13 protein-coding genes are annotated in these 17,764 nt (G+C 47.1%); 9 read left to right on the forward strand and 4 right to left on the reverse strand.

Annotated elements, in window-relative coordinates; genetic code table 11:
* Positions 1–62 precede the first annotated feature (62 nt).
* Positions 63–281: a hypothetical protein gene (locus tag AOT11_RS12915; RefSeq protein ID WP_011080165.1), complete on the forward strand. Its 219-nt coding sequence runs from the start codon at positions 63–65 to the stop codon at positions 279–281.
* Positions 282–360: 79 nt separating this feature from the next.
* On the opposite strand, the gene AOT11_RS12920 is transcribed toward AOT11_RS12915, so the two are convergent.
* From AOT11_RS12920 to AOT11_RS12935, 4 genes are all read right to left on the reverse strand, one after another.
* The gene (locus AOT11_RS12920) at positions 361–909 is read right to left on the reverse strand and encodes an MSHA operon transcriptional regulator (RefSeq protein ID WP_026050543.1); all 549 of its coding nucleotides are present in this window, start codon (positions 907–909) and stop codon (positions 361–363) included.
* A 315-nt stretch (positions 910–1,224) separates the two neighbouring features.
* Complete coding sequence (locus AOT11_RS12925; RefSeq protein WP_017421143.1) at positions 1,225–3,000, reverse strand: ABC transporter transmembrane domain-containing protein; 1,776 nt, start codon at positions 2,998–3,000, stop codon at positions 1,225–1,227.
* A complete protein-coding gene (locus AOT11_RS12930; protein WP_017421142.1) occupies positions 2,997–4,745 on the reverse strand; it encodes an ABC transporter transmembrane domain-containing protein in 1,749 nt (582 codons plus the stop codon). The genes AOT11_RS12925 and AOT11_RS12930 overlap by 4 nt, the downstream gene beginning before the upstream one ends.
* Before the next feature lie 532 nt (positions 4,746–5,277).
* On the reverse strand, positions 5,278–6,825 hold the full coding sequence (locus AOT11_RS12935; protein ID WP_017421141.1) for an alanine/glycine:cation symporter family protein: 1,548 nt from the start codon (positions 6,823–6,825) through the stop codon (positions 5,278–5,280).
* Positions 6,826–7,437: 612 nt separating this feature from the next.
* Between AOT11_RS12935 and AOT11_RS12940 the strand changes: the two genes are divergently transcribed.
* From AOT11_RS12940 to AOT11_RS12975, 8 genes are read left to right on the forward strand one after another with little or no spacing between them, the layout of a single operon-like run.
* Positions 7,438–8,853, forward strand: a complete 1,416-nt coding sequence (locus tag AOT11_RS12940) for an undecaprenyl-phosphate glucose phosphotransferase (protein WP_017421140.1) — start codon at positions 7,438–7,440, stop codon at positions 8,851–8,853.
* Positions 8,831–10,129: a capsular polysaccharide biosynthesis protein gene (locus AOT11_RS12945; protein ID WP_017421139.1), complete on the forward strand. Its 1,299-nt coding sequence runs from the start codon at positions 8,831–8,833 to the stop codon at positions 10,127–10,129. The genes AOT11_RS12940 and AOT11_RS12945 overlap by 23 nt, the downstream gene beginning before the upstream one ends.
* 14 nt (positions 10,130–10,143) lie before the next feature.
* A complete protein-coding gene (locus AOT11_RS12950) occupies positions 10,144–10,719 on the forward strand; it encodes a polysaccharide biosynthesis/export family protein (RefSeq protein WP_017421138.1) in 576 nt (191 codons plus the stop codon).
* Position 10,720: 1 nt separating this feature from the next.
* On the forward strand, positions 10,721–12,892 hold the full coding sequence (locus AOT11_RS12955) for a GumC family protein (protein ID WP_017421137.1): 2,172 nt from the start codon (positions 10,721–10,723) through the stop codon (positions 12,890–12,892).
* 1 nt (position 12,893) lies between these two features.
* Positions 12,894–14,129, forward strand: a complete 1,236-nt coding sequence (locus AOT11_RS12960) for a lipopolysaccharide biosynthesis protein (RefSeq protein WP_017421136.1) — start codon at positions 12,894–12,896, stop codon at positions 14,127–14,129.
* Positions 14,116–15,516, forward strand: coding sequence for a hypothetical protein (locus tag AOT11_RS12965; RefSeq protein ID WP_017421135.1), 1,401 nt, complete (start codon positions 14,116–14,118; stop codon positions 15,514–15,516). The genes AOT11_RS12960 and AOT11_RS12965 overlap by 14 nt, the downstream gene beginning before the upstream one ends.
* A gap of 44 nt (positions 15,517–15,560) precedes the next feature.
* A complete protein-coding gene (locus AOT11_RS12970; RefSeq protein ID WP_017421134.1) occupies positions 15,561–16,559 on the forward strand; it encodes a glycosyltransferase family 2 protein in 999 nt (332 codons plus the stop codon).
* On the forward strand, positions 16,556–17,761 hold the full coding sequence (locus AOT11_RS12975; protein ID WP_017421133.1) for a glycosyltransferase family 4 protein: 1,206 nt from the start codon (positions 16,556–16,558) through the stop codon (positions 17,759–17,761). Before AOT11_RS12970 ends, AOT11_RS12975 begins: the two co-directional genes overlap by 4 nt.
* Positions 17,762–17,764 lie beyond the last annotated feature (3 nt).

Genomic DNA, 17,764 nt, shown 5'->3' on the forward strand with positions numbered 1-17,764 from the left:
TGACCAATGGAGTAAATTGACTATACTGAATATACATACAGTTTCTTTGCGGAGGTGCAGTTATGTTTTGGGATACTCTAGAACGTGTTAACCGACTCAGGCAGGAAGCCATGGCGAATCCTGAGTTTATTCAGTCAGCCAAAGAACACGAAAAAGCGCTTAGTGAGCAGGAAGTTGTCTATTGTCCACGAACAAAGCGCAGAGTGAAAAAGCCAAAATCTTTGGCCGACATTTATCAGCAATCTGAATTTGGGACAAGACCCGATGTCCACCAACATTAAAAATCAATAAAGCCGCTATCGAAAGATAGCGGCTTCTTTGTATGGGGTCTATTGGGGGCACGAATCACATCGTATCAAGTTAAAAATCGGCTTTTTTAACAAAGTAAGGATTTTTGTATTTCTTATCTGGACCAAATTCCTTGAACACCAATCGATTCCACAATTGCTTGTCGAAATTTTCTTTGGGAATCGCAGGATAAAGCGTTTCTAACTCTTCCCAAGCGTAGTTCATAAACTCTTTTTTCTTAATTTGGTTGTATTGGCGCGCAATTTTGTTGTGTTTAGTGATCCACTCTTTCTTAAATAAAGCGAGCGCTTTCTCGGCTTCGTCCTGTGGCATACGAGAGAGGAAGACACGCTTATAGGAAACTTTTCGGTCCACCATGGTACGCATTGCGGTTTGAATATATTTCCCATGATGTGTGATGGAGCTTTCGCTCTCATCGACCAATGGAATACACCAACCTTTAGGAAAAAAGTCGTGCTTTTGGTACTGTTTATTACGTACCGTGAGGGCTTGATGCAAAACAAGATCAGACGTGCCGCGAAAGGTTTGTTGCCATTTGGCAATACGAATCTGCAGTGATCCTGGTAAACGATATATATTCGTAAATTTGTCTTCGTTCATGGACATATTACACAGTAGTTAAAGGTGATAGATATGACGAATAACAACCAGTCTTTCTGTTGGAATAGTTATTTAAAGATGAAAGACACTGACAGTCTCACTCAAGTATAGGAATTTAACGGCTTCACAAGCAGTCAAAATCGTGAGACGACAAAATTGTACAATAAATATCTCATGAAATGCGAGTGGTTTATCGCTTCTACCCTAGGGGTAAATTGTAAATTTATTAAGAAATCACGTGGAATTAACGTAAGGATAAGCCGTGCCTTAGATTCTGGCACGGCTTGTGTGTGCATCAAGTGCGAAAAAGCGGGGTTAGCTGGCTTGTTCCAGTTCTTGCTCCTCTTGCTGTTCAATTTCCTTGATATGCTGGCCTGCTTGTTGCAACTGGTACATCTGTGCGTATCGCCCTTGCTGTGCAAGCAGCTGTTTGTGGCTGCCCATTTCAACCAAATCTCCGTGGTGTAAAACCACAATTTTGTCGGCCTCCATGATGGTGGAAAGGCGGTGTGCAATCACCACTAGCGTCATATCATGGCGTAGTGCATTCAAACTGCGCTGTATCAGTGCCTCAGTCCCTGAATCGATGTTTGCCGTCGCTTCGTCGAGGATTAAAATTTTCGGCTTAGCGATAAGCACTCGGGCCATGGCCAACAACTGTTTTTGTCCAGCAGAGAGGTTGGTTTCTCCTTGGCCTAGTTGGGTGTCCAGCAATTGAGGGTAGCGTTTGATCTGCTCAGCCAAACCAACTTGTTCTAAAGATTGCCAAATGATGTCGTCTGACACTTCTCTTCCCAAAGCAATATTTTCTCTGACCGAGGTTGGCAGAATATGTGGATCTTGTTGAACCATCGCCACGTCTTTTCGCAGCACCGATTTTGCCAATGACGCAATAGGGCGCCCATCCAGTTTCAGTTTGCCTTGGCTTACTGGGTAGAAGCCCATCAATAGCGAAGCGAGCGTACTTTTTCCGCTACCCGTGTGGCCGACCAAAGCGACAAATTGCTGGTGTTCCACGTCAATGTCGATCTGTTTCAATACCAGCTGCTTACCATCGTAGCTAAAGTTCAGCTGCTCTATGGCGATGGAACCACTTTTAAGTGGCTGCTGATCATTACCATAGCTTTGTTCCGGTGCATCCATCATTTCAAAAATGCGTTCGCTGGCCACTAAAGCTTGTTGCAGTAGCGCTAGTTGTTGCGTCATTTCTATTAACGGTTCAGTAATACGGCCAAGGTAGCTGATAAACGCGTACAGTACGCCAACACCAATGAGCTCGGTACCACTGAAACCGAAAATGGCAACGAGGGTGAGCAAAGCGATGCCCGCCAATAAATCCATCAAGGGTCGAAGTAAAATGCCATTTAGCTTGATGACTTTACGGCCCGCATTGAAATGTTGCTCGGTCAGTTGATTAAACTGTTGGTTAAAGCGTTTTTCTTGGCGCATCAGTTGGATCACGCTCATCCCTTGGATCGATTCGCTCATGTTGCCATTGATGTCGGTAAGCAAGTCACGCATCACTCGGTATGCATGGCTGCTGAGCTTTTGAAATAGCACCATAAAACCAACCACAACGGGCAGCAAAACCAAGACCACCAACGTTAGCTGCCAGCTCAAAATCAGCATAACGCCCAGCATCACTAAGATCATCACGAGGTTCTTCACCACGGAGGCGATCAACAGTTCGTAGAACTGCTGCAGAGATTCCGTGTCGTTGGTGAGTCTTGAGACCAACTTGCCAGTAGGGGTGTAATCAAAAGCCGACAAAGGTTGCTTGATCACACGATGAAAGGCTTGCTTGCGAATGGTTTTAATGATGCCTGTCGCGACAATGTTAAATTGCAAACCTTGAAGATATTGAAACAAAGCTGAGCAAAGCAGCAGGCCAATATAGCCACTAGCCAGCAAGACAAGTGTCTGTTGAGTGTAATTGTCTTTGGTAATGTGCTCATCAATAAAGTGTTGGATAAGCCAAGGGCCCCCCGCATTGCTGATGGCCGCAATCAACAAAAAGACTAAACCCGTCATCATGGGTTTGGGTTGCGCCAATGGATAAGCAAATAAGCGTTTCAACGTGGTCTTTTTCATGAGTTTGCCTCCTCCATTGCTTGTTCGAGTTGTTGATATTGATACATTTCTGCATACCAACCTTGTGCGCCAATTAAACTGGCATGATCACCTCGCTCGGCAATGTGTCCGTGATTTAACACCACAATTTCATTGGCTTGCTCTAACGCTGTCAGTCGGTGGGCAATCACAATCAATGATTGGTGACGATAGAACTGTTCAAGGTTACGTAAAATTTCGTGCTCGGTTCGTCCATCTACTGCTGAAAGTGCATCGTCGAGAATAAGAATTTCAGCGTTGAGCAGCATAGCTCGGGCTATAGCAATTCGCTGTTTTTGCCCGCCGGACAACGTAATCCCTTTCTCTCCAACTTCAGTGTCGTAGCCGTCTGGGAACTTCAAAATGTCATCGTGAATACAGGCGAATTTGGCCGCTTGATGCACTTCTTGTTGGCTTGCGTCTGGCTTTCCTAACGCGATGTTGTCATAGATAGAGCATGAAAACAGAAAGGGTGTTTGACTCACAACGGCAAATTTCTCGCGCCAATGCTCTAGGTTTGCTTGTTTGAGCGAGATATCACCGTAGCGAATATCGCCCTGTTTCAGCTCTTGTTGACGAAGCAGCAAGGCAATCAAGGTTGATTTACCGCTGCCAACGGGCCCCGCGATACCAAGCATTGCGCCAGGCTGCAAGGTAATGTGGCACTGAGAAAGCGCGGCGGGCAAGCCTGCATTCCAGTGATAGTTGTCAATCTCGATCGCAAGTGACTGAGCATTTTTTGTTAATGGCAAATCCCCACTTTTAATTTCTGGCTCTTGTTGGAAAATTTCCTCGAGACGATTCCACGCAGCGGAGCCACGTTCAAGAATGTTGAATAGGAAAGCAAACGCCAGCATTGGCCAAATCATCAAGCCTAAATACATAGTAAAGGCAGTGAGATCGCCTAACGTGATCGCTTTCTGGTGAACGAGATAGGCTCCAACGCTGATGCTTAAGAAAAAAGAAAGGCCGATAGAGAGTTGAATAGCCGGGTCAAAACGCGCATCAACACGTGCAACCGCAATGTTCTTGTTGCCTGTTTCATCAACCATCTGCTCGAATCGTTTTTGCTCTTGCTCTTCTAAACCAAAGGCTCTGAGCATTCTCACACCATTGAGAGACTCTTGAGTCAGATCGGAAAGCTCAGAGAATGCCTCTTGAGCGATGCGAAAACGCTGATGCAAAATGCGCACAATGTAAAAGATGGTGATCGCCAAAAACGGCATTGGTAGCAACGCCATCACCGTCAACTTCCAACTGATTTGCGTCACCATGATGATCAACACCGCAATGCCAGTGATCAGCGAATCCGCTGCGGTTAACACGCCTTCACCTGCGGTCACGACGACATTTTTTACGTCGTTGGTGCCACGAGCCATGAGATCGCCAGTTTTGTAGCGTTCAAAGAATCGGGGGGGCTGTTTCGATAAATGATGGTAGAGACGATTTCGCAAAATGCTGCCAAGCTCAATGCTGGCGCCAAATAGCCACACTCGCCACAACACTCGGCAGCCATAGATGGCGAACATAATCAGAGTTAAACCAGCAAACCACTGCAGCATTTCAGTGGTGGACATGGTATTAGCGACGATACCGTCAACGATGTGACCCACTGCTTTGGGAGTTACCAGTTGCATCGCAGAGATGAGCATAAAAAGTAGAATAGAACCACAATAGTGCTTCCACCTGAGTTTGAAAAACCACCTTAAATTCCAGAATATTTTCACTTAAGCCTCCTGCACTGATTGTGACGTCTCTTGAACTAACGACGGAGAAACATGTTGCGAAGAGCGCGCTTCACGTTATGCCGAGGCGTGAGCCTCATGTTACCGCATACGTTGTAAAGAGAGTTTGTTGCTCGTTGGATGAGAGTGATACTGCTTTCTCATCGCGGAGTTTTGTTATGTTGAATAGTAAAGACCCGATGAGATGCGATTTGAGATCGTGTGTGGTATTGACACCTAGGTGACAAATACGAGTTACCGGACGACATAAGTACGCAAGTGAGCGATCAACGTCTGGTATGAGAGAGAAAAAGCCTATCGGGAATGTTCAATTATTCGTCGTCTGAATAGAATTACAAGATGATTTTTTGAACTCTTGAAAAAACGGCACAAAGTAGTGCTGCGAGCGTTATCTTGCGATGAAGTTCATCATTATTAACCATCGAAGGAGAGGATGTTGGTGGATCGTCATATTTTGATTCATGGATAAAAACAGCAACCGAAGTTGCTGTTTTTTAAAGAGAGTATCCAACAGTTACGCTTGTGTCGGTTCTTCGATATTTTGCTGCTGTACTTTGTAGACTTTGCCTGCTTGTAGGCGCGCTAGATAATCTTTCATATCGTGTTTAACTTCAGGTACAAGAATGTACAGGCCAACAATGTTCACCAATGCCATGGCAAAGATCATCGCGTCAGAGAAATCAATCACTGGGCCTAGGTTCATCGCAGAGCCAATCACCACAAACATGCAGAATTTAATTTTGAAAATCAGCTCTGCAGTCTTGCTTTCACCGAATAGGTAAGTCCATGCTTTCAAGCCGTAGTATGACCATGAAATCATCGTTGAAAACGCGAACAACACTACTGCGATCGCCAGGATGTATGGGAACCAACTAATGGCGCTACCAAAAGCGGCAGACGTCAGTTCAACACCCGCGAGACCAGAGCCGTTATCCAAGTAACCAGTAATGATGATCACCAAGGCGGTCATCGTACAAATCACGACGGTATCGATGAAAGGTTCAAGGAGCGAAACAAAACCTTCAGACATCGGCTCTTTGGTTTTTACCGCTGCGTGTGCGATGGCCGCTGAACCCACACCTGCTTCATTCGAGAATGCCGCACGTTTAAAGCCTTGAATCAATACACCAATCACACCGCCAGTGATGCCTTCGCCAGTAAAGGCGCCATTGAAAATCGCCGCGAATGCGTCGTCGATGCGATCGAAGTTCATGCCGATGATGATCAGAGCAGTACCGACATAGATACCCGCCATAAATGGCACCACTTTCTCGGTCACTTTTGCGATCGATTTGATACCACCGATGATCACGACGCCGACGATGGCGGCGAGGATCAAACCAAATAGCCAGCCTTTGTCAGCAAGGAATGAAGATGCTCCGCCTGTCACTTCAACCACTTGCTTAAACGCTTGGTTGGCTTGGAACATGTTACCGCCACCCAAAGCACCCCCAATGGCAAAAACGGAGAAGAGCACTGCAAGAGTTCGACCAAACGCCGCGTTACCGCGATCGGCGAGACCTTTGCTGAGGTAGTACATAGGACCACCCGACACTGAACCGTCTGGGTTGGTATTGCGGTATTTCACGCCCAGTGCACATTCAACAAACTTACTGGACATGCCCAGTAGGCCTGCCAGTATCATCCAGAATGTGGCACCAGCACCACCGATAGAGACCGCGACGGCAACACCGGCAATGTTACCAAGGCCAACGGTACCGGAAAGGGCAGTGGTCAAGGCTTGAAAGTGAGAAACTTCACCTTGGTCTTTAGCTTTAGGATCAGAATATTTGCCTGAAACCAGATCAATCGCGTGTTTAAAACCGCGTACGTTAATGAAGCCGAGATAAAAAGTGAAAAACGTCGCAGCAACGACGAGCCACAATACAATCCAAGGAACCTGTACGTCAGAAAAAGGGAATGGAATGGTCGAGAAGATCATTCCAACAAAGGGGTTGACGATAGGTGCCACGACCTCGTTGATTTTTTCATCCAAGCCGGCTGCTGAAGCGTTGAGCGCCACAGTGCTGCCTAACATGGCCAGCATTACATTTTTTACCATTGTGTATCCTGTCTGTTCTTTAATAGAAACGAATAATTATTATCTGATGTTGTGTTGTTACTTTTTCGTAACATTGTGCATTATTCTGAGTGATAACAATTTTGCAACACGTATTGATAGTTTTATGATCTACCCGTCACTACGTGATGTTCGTCGAAAAAATGCTTGATCCAAAGTGATTAGTTTGTATTTAGACAGGCAATCAAAGTCAAAGATGCGATTGTCCAACGCCTCGCTATTACGGGGTGGCGTGCTGCGATTTCTCTGAATCGCCTTTTTATTCGGTGTTTTTGTTACCAACCATAAGATCTAAAAATCTGATGTATTCAACGATTTACATCATCTCTCCTCGCATTCTTCGCTCGTGCTCGGTAATATGCCTCTGAGTTTGCAATGTCTCATTAGTGTGACGAATGCTTTGGTGTTGTTACTTATTTGGGTGATCAATGTCGACTATTTTAAAATTTGTTTTGACAACTTCTTGACAGTGTCGGTGTCAAATTTATGTACATTGCGACCGGTTTTTCTCATCCAAACAATCATTCGTATCAATATCGACTTGTGTTTTTTAACAAGGTCTATGTGTTTCAAGGTTGTAGATAGGTTCTCGTAATGACTTCAAATAAAGCACTAAAGTTTGCCGATGATGGATACGCTACTTTATTGAAAATAGCCGACTTCCTTCTCATCAACTTTTCACTCTTCATCTTCATTGCTTTGCTCGGGGAAGAGGAAACCGCCATTGATGTCACCGCAGGATTTATCTTTTCGATTATCTTTCTGCTTGGCGGTGAATATCTGGGTCTCTATTCGCATTCTCGTATACGCCGAGTGCGTGCTTCGCTGGCCAGACTGTGCGTTGTGATACTCCTGTCTGCTTTTATGATGGTGTTCGTGCGATTTGGTTTTTGGGGGCTAAAAGGCATTTCCATCACAAACCTGAATCCAACACTGTTGAGCTACTGGTATGTACTGGTGTTGGCGTTCTTGAGCCTTTTCCGAATTTCAATCATTTCCGTTGTGCGAGCGGTGATCAAGCTGGCTAATCGTAAAAAACGCATTGCGATCATTGGCCTTACGCCTGCGGGATTGGCAATTTCCAACTCATTAATGCGAGACTACAACGAAAATGATATTGAGCTGGCGTTTTATGATGACAGAGAGGAAGAACGCTTTGGTTATTTAACGCAGGCGCCGTATAAGGGCAAAGTTGACGTTGCGTTAGAGCTTGCCCGAGAACGCAAGCTGGACGAAGTGTACATAGCGTTGCCCATGGTGGCCAAAGATCGCATCCGCAATTATCTCAATGCATTGTCTGACAGCACCGTGGATACGTATCTGGTGCCAGATCTTTATACCTATAACTTGTCGGTTTCCAAGGTGAAATCGGTAGGTGGTGTGCAAACCTTCAGCGTCTTTGGATCGCCTTTTGATGGGGTGGGAGCGTTTTTCAAACGTGTCGAAGACCTCGTCATTGGTTCGTTGATCACCCTTTTGATTTTGCCTGTACTGGTTGCTGTTGCCATTGGTGTGAAGCTCAGCTCTCCAGGCCCGGTACTGTTTAAGCAAGACCGCTATGGCCTTGGTGGCAAGAAAATCAAAGTGTGGAAGTTTCGTTCAATGCGCGTGATGGAAAACGATGCGGTAGTGACGCAAGCCACCAAGAATGATCCTCGCGTGACCAAATTTGGCGCTTTTATCCGCCGAACCTCACTAGACGAACTGCCACAGTTTGTTAACGTACTGCAAGGCTCGATGTCGATTGTGGGGCCGCGACCACACGCGGTTGCTCATAATGAAGAATATCGAGTGTTGGTCGATAACTACATGATCAGACACAAAATTAAGCCTGGCATCACGGGGTGGGCACAAATCAATGGATACCGTGGCGAAACCGAAACGGTCGATAAAATGGAAAAGCGAATCCAATACGATATTCAGTACATGCAAAACTGGAGTCTGTGGTTGGATATCAAAATTATTTTCATGACGGTATTCAAAGGCTTTGTTAGTGAGACAGCTTACTAGTGCCATCTTCGGGTTGCTCGTTTGTTTGCCAGTCAATGCAGAGTTAACACCGAAATCGCATATTGGCATTGCAGGCATCGATTTTCAGTCACAGCTCGCTGCGAGCTACGGCTCAAATGACAATGTGACGTATCAAGCAGATGATCAGCAGGCGCAGCAATCTGACTATGTTCAATTAGCGCCTTATCTTCAGGCGATTGGTGTGCGAGGGGAAGACCGTTATCTGTTGGCCTACAGCGGAGAATACCGCCAATACGCCGATTCGCCAGCTGACGATTATGCACGGCATTTTCTGCAGTTTGAAGGAGCATGGCGTTTTGGCCAAAAACACGGGCTAACATGGAACATCGCGCAAACCTACGATCAAGAAGAGCGGGGTGATGAACTCACGCAAGGGTTTAGCGAAAGTCAGTTTGAACAATACGGATTTTCTCAGCATGGCCTGAGAAATAGCATGTTTGATACCAGTTTGCGCTACAGCTACGGTGCATTACAAGGTCGCGGCAAGTTGGAAGTGATGTTGCAGAGCAAGCAGCTTAGCTTTCGTGATACCAACGATATTGCAAAAGCCAATGCGAATTTTCTCCGTTACGTTGAAGAGCAGCAGTGGCGTGAAGACAGCTTAGTGGTGGATTTGTTTGACCAAATGAGCAGTCATAGCCGCTTTCGGTATAGCTTCATCACCAATCAACGACATTATGAAGAAAACGAGAGAAAAAACAGCAATGAGTACTACTTGCTGTTTGGCGTAAAAACCGAGCTGACCGGCAAAACGACCTTGGAAGCGGAGACAGCATTACTGCAAAAAAGCTTCCCGAATAACGGTGAAGCAGAGACGTTTCGAGGGGTTAACTGGGATGTGGAAGCCAATTGGCGACCAGTGAAACATTCAACGTTTACTTTGTATACGTGGCAACGCGTCAAAGATCCGAGTGAGGAAGGGGGCTACATCCTCAATAGTCACTACGGCGTTGCTTGGCAGCATCAATGGTGGGTGAAACGCCTGTCATCGCGAATTGAATATGGCTATGAAACCGAAGATTATCGCATGGCTAACAATGACCGCCGAGATGAAACGCAGATCGTCAAAGTGTCGTTAGGTTACGACTTTAGACCATCGGTTCGTTTGGAGATGAATTATCAATGGAATGGAATGGACTCGAACGAAGACGTTGACCGTTTCAACATTGGCGGCAACGGATCAAGTGAATGGGTCGAGCGCCAATTAGGATACGACCAGTCGTTCATCGAATTGCAGTTGAAGTTGCAGATATAAAAAGGTTTGGAAAGATGCAAAGAGTACTTCTTTTAATATTCAGTCTGTTATGGCTTGGGCAAGGGATGGCGGAAACGTTAGACGCTCCCTCGTCTCCTCAAATGACTCAGAAAGAACAGCGCGATGCATCGTTGGATGATTACCACTTAGGCACTGGCGATAAAATCGAGATCATCGTTTATGGTGAAGACGATTTATCGATGAAACTGAAAATTGGCAAAGCTGGCCTAGTGAACTTCCCTTACATTGGTGAAGTGAAGCTAACTGGCAGAACGCCAAGTGAGATTGAAACCGAGATCGAAAACCGTCTGCGCGGAGATTACCTTCTTAATCCGATGGTAACCGTCAATCTTGAGTCATTTCGCTTGTTCTATATCTCTGGCGAGGTTGAGCAGCCAAATGGCTATGAATACCAGCCTCGTTTAACCGTTGAACAGGCCATCGCCATGGCGGGTGGCTTGACCGATCGCGCCGACAAAGGCGATATCAATATCCGTACAGGCTCGACTTTGGAGCTGATTGAAGATGTTGAACTCACGCACCCTGTGAACCCGGGTGACACTGTAATTGTAGAACAGAGCTTTTTCTAATATGGCAGCAGGAATGGTCGCGCGCGGCAAGAAAGTTGAAAACAGTATCGATTTCACGCCGTTTCTTAAAGCGTTGAAAAAGAATGGATTAAAAATAGTGCTTTTTACGGCGCTGGTCACCGGAGCCAGCGTGCCTTTGATCATGTCGATGGAGTCAAAGTACATCTCGACCGCGGCCGTGTTGCTCAAAGCACAAGCTGACAACGCCACGCCGATTGAGCAGGTTGATGGCTATGATTCAACTCGTGCTCAGTATTACGAAACGCAACTGAACCTGATGCAGTCTCGCGTGGTGCTTGAGCGTGTGGTAAAGCAGCTTAAGCTCGACGAAAACAGTCAATACAATCGCGACAAGATAATCTCAGAGTCGCCTTTGACCTGGCAGTTGCCAGAGCAGCAGCGTGTGGACAATGCGATCAAAACATTGCGTAAAGGGCTTACGTTTACGCCGGTGCGTTTGACGCAATTGGTTTATGTCTCTTATGAATCGCCAGACGCCGCAGAAGCGGCGCGCATTGCCAACGCTGTTGCGCAGGGTTTCATTGACTACAGCGTTGAGCAAAAAATGACAAAAACGCAAAGTGCTCAACAGTGGAATGAAAGCCAAATGGCGGAGTTGCGTGAACAAGTTTCAGCAAAAAAGAAAGAGATGGAGCGCTTCCTCGACAAAGAGGGCTTGCTCACTTTTCGTGGCATTGATGGCTTTGAAACGGAAGAGTTGGGCATCACTACCAACAAACTGGCTGATGCGAAAGAGCGTCGTTTGGCAGCTCAAGCGCAGTATGAAATCGTGCTCAACAATATCGATGCACCGCTGGATGACATTGCCGCGATTCCGGAAATCTCAAGTCACCCACAGTTGCAAGATTTGCGTATCGCTATGATTCAAGCGAAACGTAAACTCTACGATTTGCAAAATAAATACGGTCCTAAGCATAACAAGGTGCTGGAAGCCAAAGCGCAAATTCAAGCGATCGAAGGCCAAACTAAGAACCTGCTGAATGAGCTAAAAGAGGGCTTGTACAAACAGTACCAAGCGGCGCTCACCAAAGAGAATCGCTACAAAGCTCTGCTCAACGAGCAGAAAAAGCAGTTCCGCACCTTGGTGGCCAAGCGTGACCAGTACGAGAGCATGAAGCTGGATTTGCAAAAGACAGAAGATCTTTATAAGAGCCTGTTTTTACGCAGCAAAGAGCAATCGCTCACTGCGCAGTATCGTGACCCCGATGCGCTGATTTACGACCCTGCGGTTGCAGCGGAGCGTCCACAAAAGCCAAACAAAAAACTGTTGTTGGTGATGGTGTTTGTACTCTCACTGATGATCGCTTTGTTGTTTGTGATTGTGCGTACCGCCATGAACCAAACGGTCAGCACACTGGCCCAGTTGCCTAGTAAACTTGGCCTTGTGCCATTGGCGGATTTACCTGAGTTTGCTGAGGGGGTTGAACGCTCGGCTTTGGCAAAACTGATTGCCAGCAATCAGCAAGCGATGGAAACCATTCACGGCATTAACAGCGCGGTGTTACTGAAAGCACCGACTGCTCGAACCTTAGGTGTGGTTGCCAGTTGTGAGGGAGAAGGGGCGAGCTTGGTGGCTCAGTTAATGGCGCAAAGCCTTGCGGCAAACCATCGAACCTTGCTGGTGGACCTCGATTATCGCACCCAAACGGGGCTCTCGTTGCCGTTTGAATCTCAATCAGAGCAGGAATCCGTTGTGGCAACAGGTTTTGCGCAATGGTTGGACGCAGAGCAACAAACAACAACGCTGACCTTGTCTGACTTTGTTCAGCCAATGGAGCAGGGCGGCGATTGGTTACCACGAGGGGTGCTGACGCAATCTCCGTTGCTATTGCTTGGCCGGGAAGGAGCCAAGCACGCTTTTGAGCAGCTCGCACTCCATTACGACCGTGTAGTGGTGAACTTACCCAGCCTGCATGAAAACAAAGATGCACAGTTGATCGCTAAATGGCTAGACCAAGTGTTGGTGGTGATTCAAGCCGATACGCGTCAGGCGACGGCCATTCGTCATGATCTTGCCAAGCTTGAGCAAGAGGGAGTCGGTTTGTTAGGTGGGGTGCTTAATCGCGTGAATGCCGATGAACTGATCAGCGAAGAGTCGCTCGCCTTTGTGACGCATGGGGCATTGTCGGCACTCGATAACCTAGGTCAATAGCATGAGTTTGTTGAAAAGCATCACCACGGTCGCAGGCTCATCCATTATTTCGCAAGTTATTGGTGCGTTTTCCATTTGGTTGATTTCGCACCGCTACGGCATGGCGGAAGTAGGGCAATACGCACTGACCTATAGTATTGTGCTGATTGGCGCGCAGATTGCGACCTTTGCCTCGCAATTGCTACTGCCAAAGCAGTCATCCGAGCAATTAGGGCAAAATGTGGTGTTTTGCTTTGTGCAAACCAGCGTGTTGGCATTGCCTTATGCGGTGGCTGTGGTCGCGCTTTTCGAGCAATCTTTGCTTTGGGTCTATGGTTTAACCTTGGCCCATGCGTGGATTTTGATTTCCGAAAACCTGCTGATGCGCGATGAGAAGATCACGCTGCTCGCGACACAAAGACTGATGGTTTCGGTATTGGTCGCCTTGTGTGTTTACTTTTCTCGTGAGCCAGCAGAGATCTACTGGGCGTGGACTGCGGCCTTATTGTTACTGATTGCGCTGTGGCTTCTCTATTCCATTCCATTTAAACGCATCCAACTTCGCCATTTCTCTTGGGCGTCTAATTGGCGCTTTTTGTGCGAGCATCGTCAGCATATTGCTGGCATTGGCAGCGCGGAAGTCATGGCGATGGTCAACGGTAATCTTCCCATCGTATTGATTACTTATTGGTTTTCGCCGCTGATCGCGGGTTACTTTGCGGTAGTGAGCCGCTTCTGTTTGTCTCCGGTGGTGATTATTGGCAACGCCGTGCGCAACTCGATTTTCTCAAAGTGGTCGGTGGATTTTCGCCACCAACGCTTTAATTACCCAGAGTTTCTCAAGGTAAGACAACTGCTGCTTATGATGGGGATTGCGGCAACCGCTGGGGTTTACCTGTTTTATCCGTTGGTGATGCAGTTTGCCACCGCACAGCAATGGGTCAGCCAAGAGTGGTTGGACTCCGTTCCTACCTCACAATACATGTTGCCGTATCTGTTCACTGCTCTGGCGATTTGTCCGTTGACCGTAGTGGAGCTGGTGTTTGGTTCTCCGAGGTATTTTTTCCGAATTCAGTGTGAGCAGTTTGCCGTGGTGATGGTGGCGTTCGTCCTCATGCCGTATTGGTCGGCCAGTTATGAAGCGTCGATTATCGCCTTTGCCGCTTTATCAGCCTTGCGTTACGGCTTTATTTATCTCACGGTGAACAAGCGAGCGCGTAGTATGAGTGATAGCGAGGTGCTGCGTGACGCTCAATAATGGCTTTTACTTACAAGGGCTCGCCTGGATAACCCTAGTGGTGTGCGGTTTAGTACAGTATTTCACGGGCATCGGTTCGGTGCTGTGGCTGCCATTTATTTTGGCTTGTGTGATGGTCATTTTATTGATGATGCAAACACGTTTCAGCCAGTTTTCGCTTGATACACAAGAGCAGCTCATCTTGTTCGGCCTTGTGGCTCTGTTTGTCTTGGCACTGCTTTCGACCGTGTTACAAAACGGCGTGACCGTCACCATTGTTGGCTTTAAAAATGAGTTGGCGCTGGCGCTGATAACACTGTGCTTATTACTTGGCTTTTGCCGCGAATCACAGATCTATCGTGTGACTCAAACGCTGTACTGGATTTTCTATCTGCAGTTTCCGGTGATTGCTTATCAGGTTTTGGTCATGGTGCCAAAACGCGTTGCCGTGATGGGAGAGTACGAAAAGTGGGACTCTGTGGTGGGCACGTTTGGTGGTGATCCACTAGGGGGCGGAAACACCGCTGCTCTGGGGCTGTTTTGTCTGCTCATCATGTTGCTCAAATTGTCTGAATACAAACATAGTGTCGCGACAAAGCGCAGCGCGCTGTTACACATCATTGCCGCGTTTGCAGTTTGCGTATTGGGCGAAATTAAGTTTGTCATTCTTATTTCGCCTCTGCTTTTGGCTTTTACGTGGTTTGCTCCCAGCTATTTGAAAGGCATGCGCCGATACGGGCTAAAAATGGTGTTGATCATCCTCTTCGGGATGTTGGCTCTGATCACGATTGCGGTATTGGTGTTGGCAGCCTCTTATGCGTCGGCATTTGGTGGTGACCCAAGCAAAGGTGCGTTGATGGTGTTCATCGACTCTCTCTCCTACGCGTTTGATCCTCATTACATCATGCCTTCTGGTGAGTTGGGGCGAATGACCACCTTGTTCTTTTGGCAAGAAAACAGCGATTTGTATGGCTGGCCAAGCCAATGGTTTGGTTACGGCCTCAATGCCACCAACCACGGCAGCTCAGTTGCGCCGGGCTTTTTGAATCAGGTGTTCAATGTTCTGCTGGATTCCACCTCGCTAAGCATGATGCTTTGGGAGCTCGGGCTAGCTGGTTTACTGCTGTTTGTTGCGGTCGTGGGCACCATCGTATGGGTTGCCTTGCCAACACCGCAACTCGATATCGAATCAATCAACGATGAAGACCGACGATTGCTAGCATCGCAACCGGCGTTTATCGCGTTCATTATCGCTGTGCTGCTCAGCCTGCCTTATAGCCAAATTTTAATGTTAGTCCCTATGTTGCAGTTTCTATTCTACTTCGCGCTAGGCGCAGTGGTGGTGATTCGCCAATCGGTAAGGCAGCAAGTAACCCATTGTGAGTTTGCGATGGGTCGTGAAGCGTAATACGCAGCTAGATGACACAGAATGATCAATAAAAAGAGTGAGATATGACCATTAAGCCATTAATCAGTGTCATTATTAAAACCTACAATGAACAGCAAGGTATCGCGAACACGATCGACAGTATTCGCCAAAATCTTGCTGCTTTTCCTCACGAGATTCTGGTGGCGGACAGCCTTTCTACCGATGAAACACCCTCTATCGCGTTAGCCAATGGCGCAACCGTTGTCAGCCTAGTGAATGAAAATGAGCGTTGTTGTGGTGTGGGCCATCAACTGGGTTATCTCCATGCCAAAGGTCAATTTCTGCTCTTGATGGATGGTGATATGGAACTGGCTCCGGGCTTTATTGAAGCGGGTGTTGATTTTTTGCGCTCTCATCCTAGTTATGCTGGTGTGGCTGGTATGGTTGAGATGGATGATGCCGTTAGCTACGAATTCAAATCACGCAAGCAGCGCCTACACAAAATCTACCCTCTGGGGGATTGTACGCATCTTGGTGGAGGTGGCCTTTATCGTAAAAGTGCCATTGATGAGATCGGTTATCTCACTAACCGTAACTTACACGCGTATGAAGAAGCCGAGTTGGGCATGCGTTTGAAGCATGCAGGCTATAAGCTGCATCGCTTAGCGCAGCCTTATTTTCACCACACTTCTTATGATCTCTCCACTTGGCAATTGCTCAAATATCGCTGGCGTAGCCAGTATTTGTTTGCGCCGGGTGAGCTGTTGAGAAGCGCTTGGGGGAAAGCGCATTTCCGTGATGCCCTGCATACCGTTAAAAACGAAGCGATATTCACTCTCTATCTCGGCTTACTGCTGGTATCACTGTGTTCGTTGAAGCCTGTGGTCATTGTGGCGGCGCTCATGCCACTTGGCGCTTTTTTTCTGCTTAAAACGGTCAAAAATCGTTCTTTGCGCGATGCGGCGCAAAGCGTGATCAACCTAACTGTCTTTTCGGCGGGGTTGGTTCGAGGGTTGTTTTCCTCTCACAACGATCCACATCAAGCACCGCAAAATACCGTAACGAAAGGAGAGCAGGCATGAAAATATTGTTGGTTAACAAGTTCTTCTTTTTGAAAGGCGGTGCTGAGACGGTGTTTTTTCAAGAGCGTGAGCTGCTTCATTCGGCGGGTTTCGAGATCATCGATTTCGCCATGAAGCATGAGAAAAACCTCACTTCCTCATACAGTGACTTTTTTGTCGACAACGTCGACTACCACCAAGGGCATGGGATCAGCAGTAGTTTGAAGACCGCTTGGGCGTTTATTCACAACAGTGATGCGTGTGCCAAGCTAAAAACACTGATTGAGCAAGAAAAACCACAAGTCGTACATTTTCATAATATTTACCATCAGTTGACACCCTCGCTGATTAAAGTGGCAAAATCTGCGGGTTGCAAAACGGTACTCACGGCGCACGATACGAAAATTGCATGCCCGAGTTACACCATGTATCGCCAAGGTAAAACTTGCGAAGCGTGCCTAGATGGCAGTGTTTGGAACGCGACACGTTACCGTTGCCAACAAGGATCCTTATTTAAAAGTGTGTTGCTCTCACTCGAAGCAACCTATCAATCTTTAGCGGGAAATTATCGCGCGCTTGACGTGATTATTTCTCCGAGCGAATTTCTTGCGAGCATCTTGCGCCGCAAGTTACCAGAAAACCACATTGAAGTGATTGTCAATGGCATCGATGAAAACGTCGATTGCAGCGACGTCAGTGATGACGGTTATTTTCTCTATCTAGGACGATTAAGTCAGGAAAAAGGCATAGCAACGCTGGCGGCTGCTTATCAACAGTCACAACGCTTGCTGCCGCTCAAAGTGGTGGGGGATGGCCCACTGCATGACACGTTAAAACAGCAATACAGCATGATCGAATTTCTGGGCTTTCAATCTGGCGATGCATTGCATCAACTGATTAAAAAAGCCAGTGCGATCGTGGTGCCGTCAGAGTGCTACGAGAACTGTTCAATGTCCGTTCTTGAGGCGATGGCGTATGGAAAACCCGTGATTGGAGCCAATATTGGAGGGATTCCAGAGCAGGTAAGAGAGGGAACCGAAGGGCATCTATTTGTTGCAGGGAACTCTACTTCTTTGGCTGAGGTAATGGACACTTTTGCCCAACATCCAGAGAAGGCGGCTCAATTAGGCCACAATGCGCGTCGACGATTAGAACAGCGTTACTCGTTGACCCGTCATCAACAAAGCTTAATGAGTCTTTACCGAAATCTAATCAATAAGTGAGAA

Origin of the sequence: Vibrio vulnificus NBRC 15645 = ATCC 27562, from assembly GCF_002224265.1 — a bacterium.
In the GTDB taxonomy this organism is placed as follows: Bacteria; Pseudomonadota; Gammaproteobacteria; order Enterobacterales; family Vibrionaceae; genus Vibrio; species Vibrio vulnificus.

Excerpts from the sequence above, each read along its gene's own strand:
- AOT11_RS12915 (WP_011080165.1), top strand. The coding sequence starts at position 63 with ATGTTTTGGGATACTCTAGAACGTGTTAACCGACTCAGGCAGGAAGCC.
- AOT11_RS12920 (WP_026050543.1), bottom strand. The coding sequence starts at position 909 with ATGAACGAAGACAAATTTACGAATATATATCGTTTACCAGGATCACTG.
- AOT11_RS12925 (WP_017421143.1), bottom strand. The coding sequence starts at position 3,000 with ATGAAAAAGACCACGTTGAAACGCTTATTTGCTTATCCATTGGCGCAA.
- AOT11_RS12935 (WP_017421141.1), bottom strand. The coding sequence starts at position 6,825 with ATGGTAAAAAATGTAATGCTGGCCATGTTAGGCAGCACTGTGGCGCTC.
- AOT11_RS12940 (WP_017421140.1), top strand. The coding sequence starts at position 7,438 with ATGACTTCAAATAAAGCACTAAAGTTTGCCGATGATGGATACGCTACT.
- AOT11_RS12950 (WP_017421138.1), top strand. The coding sequence starts at position 10,144 with ATGCAAAGAGTACTTCTTTTAATATTCAGTCTGTTATGGCTTGGGCAA.
- AOT11_RS12955 (WP_017421137.1), top strand. The coding sequence starts at position 10,721 with ATGGCAGCAGGAATGGTCGCGCGCGGCAAGAAAGTTGAAAACAGTATC.
- AOT11_RS12960 (WP_017421136.1), top strand. The coding sequence starts at position 12,894 with ATGAGTTTGTTGAAAAGCATCACCACGGTCGCAGGCTCATCCATTATT.
- AOT11_RS12970 (WP_017421134.1), top strand. The coding sequence starts at position 15,561 with ATGACCATTAAGCCATTAATCAGTGTCATTATTAAAACCTACAATGAA.
- AOT11_RS12975 (WP_017421133.1), top strand. The coding sequence starts at position 16,556 with ATGAAAATATTGTTGGTTAACAAGTTCTTCTTTTTGAAAGGCGGTGCT.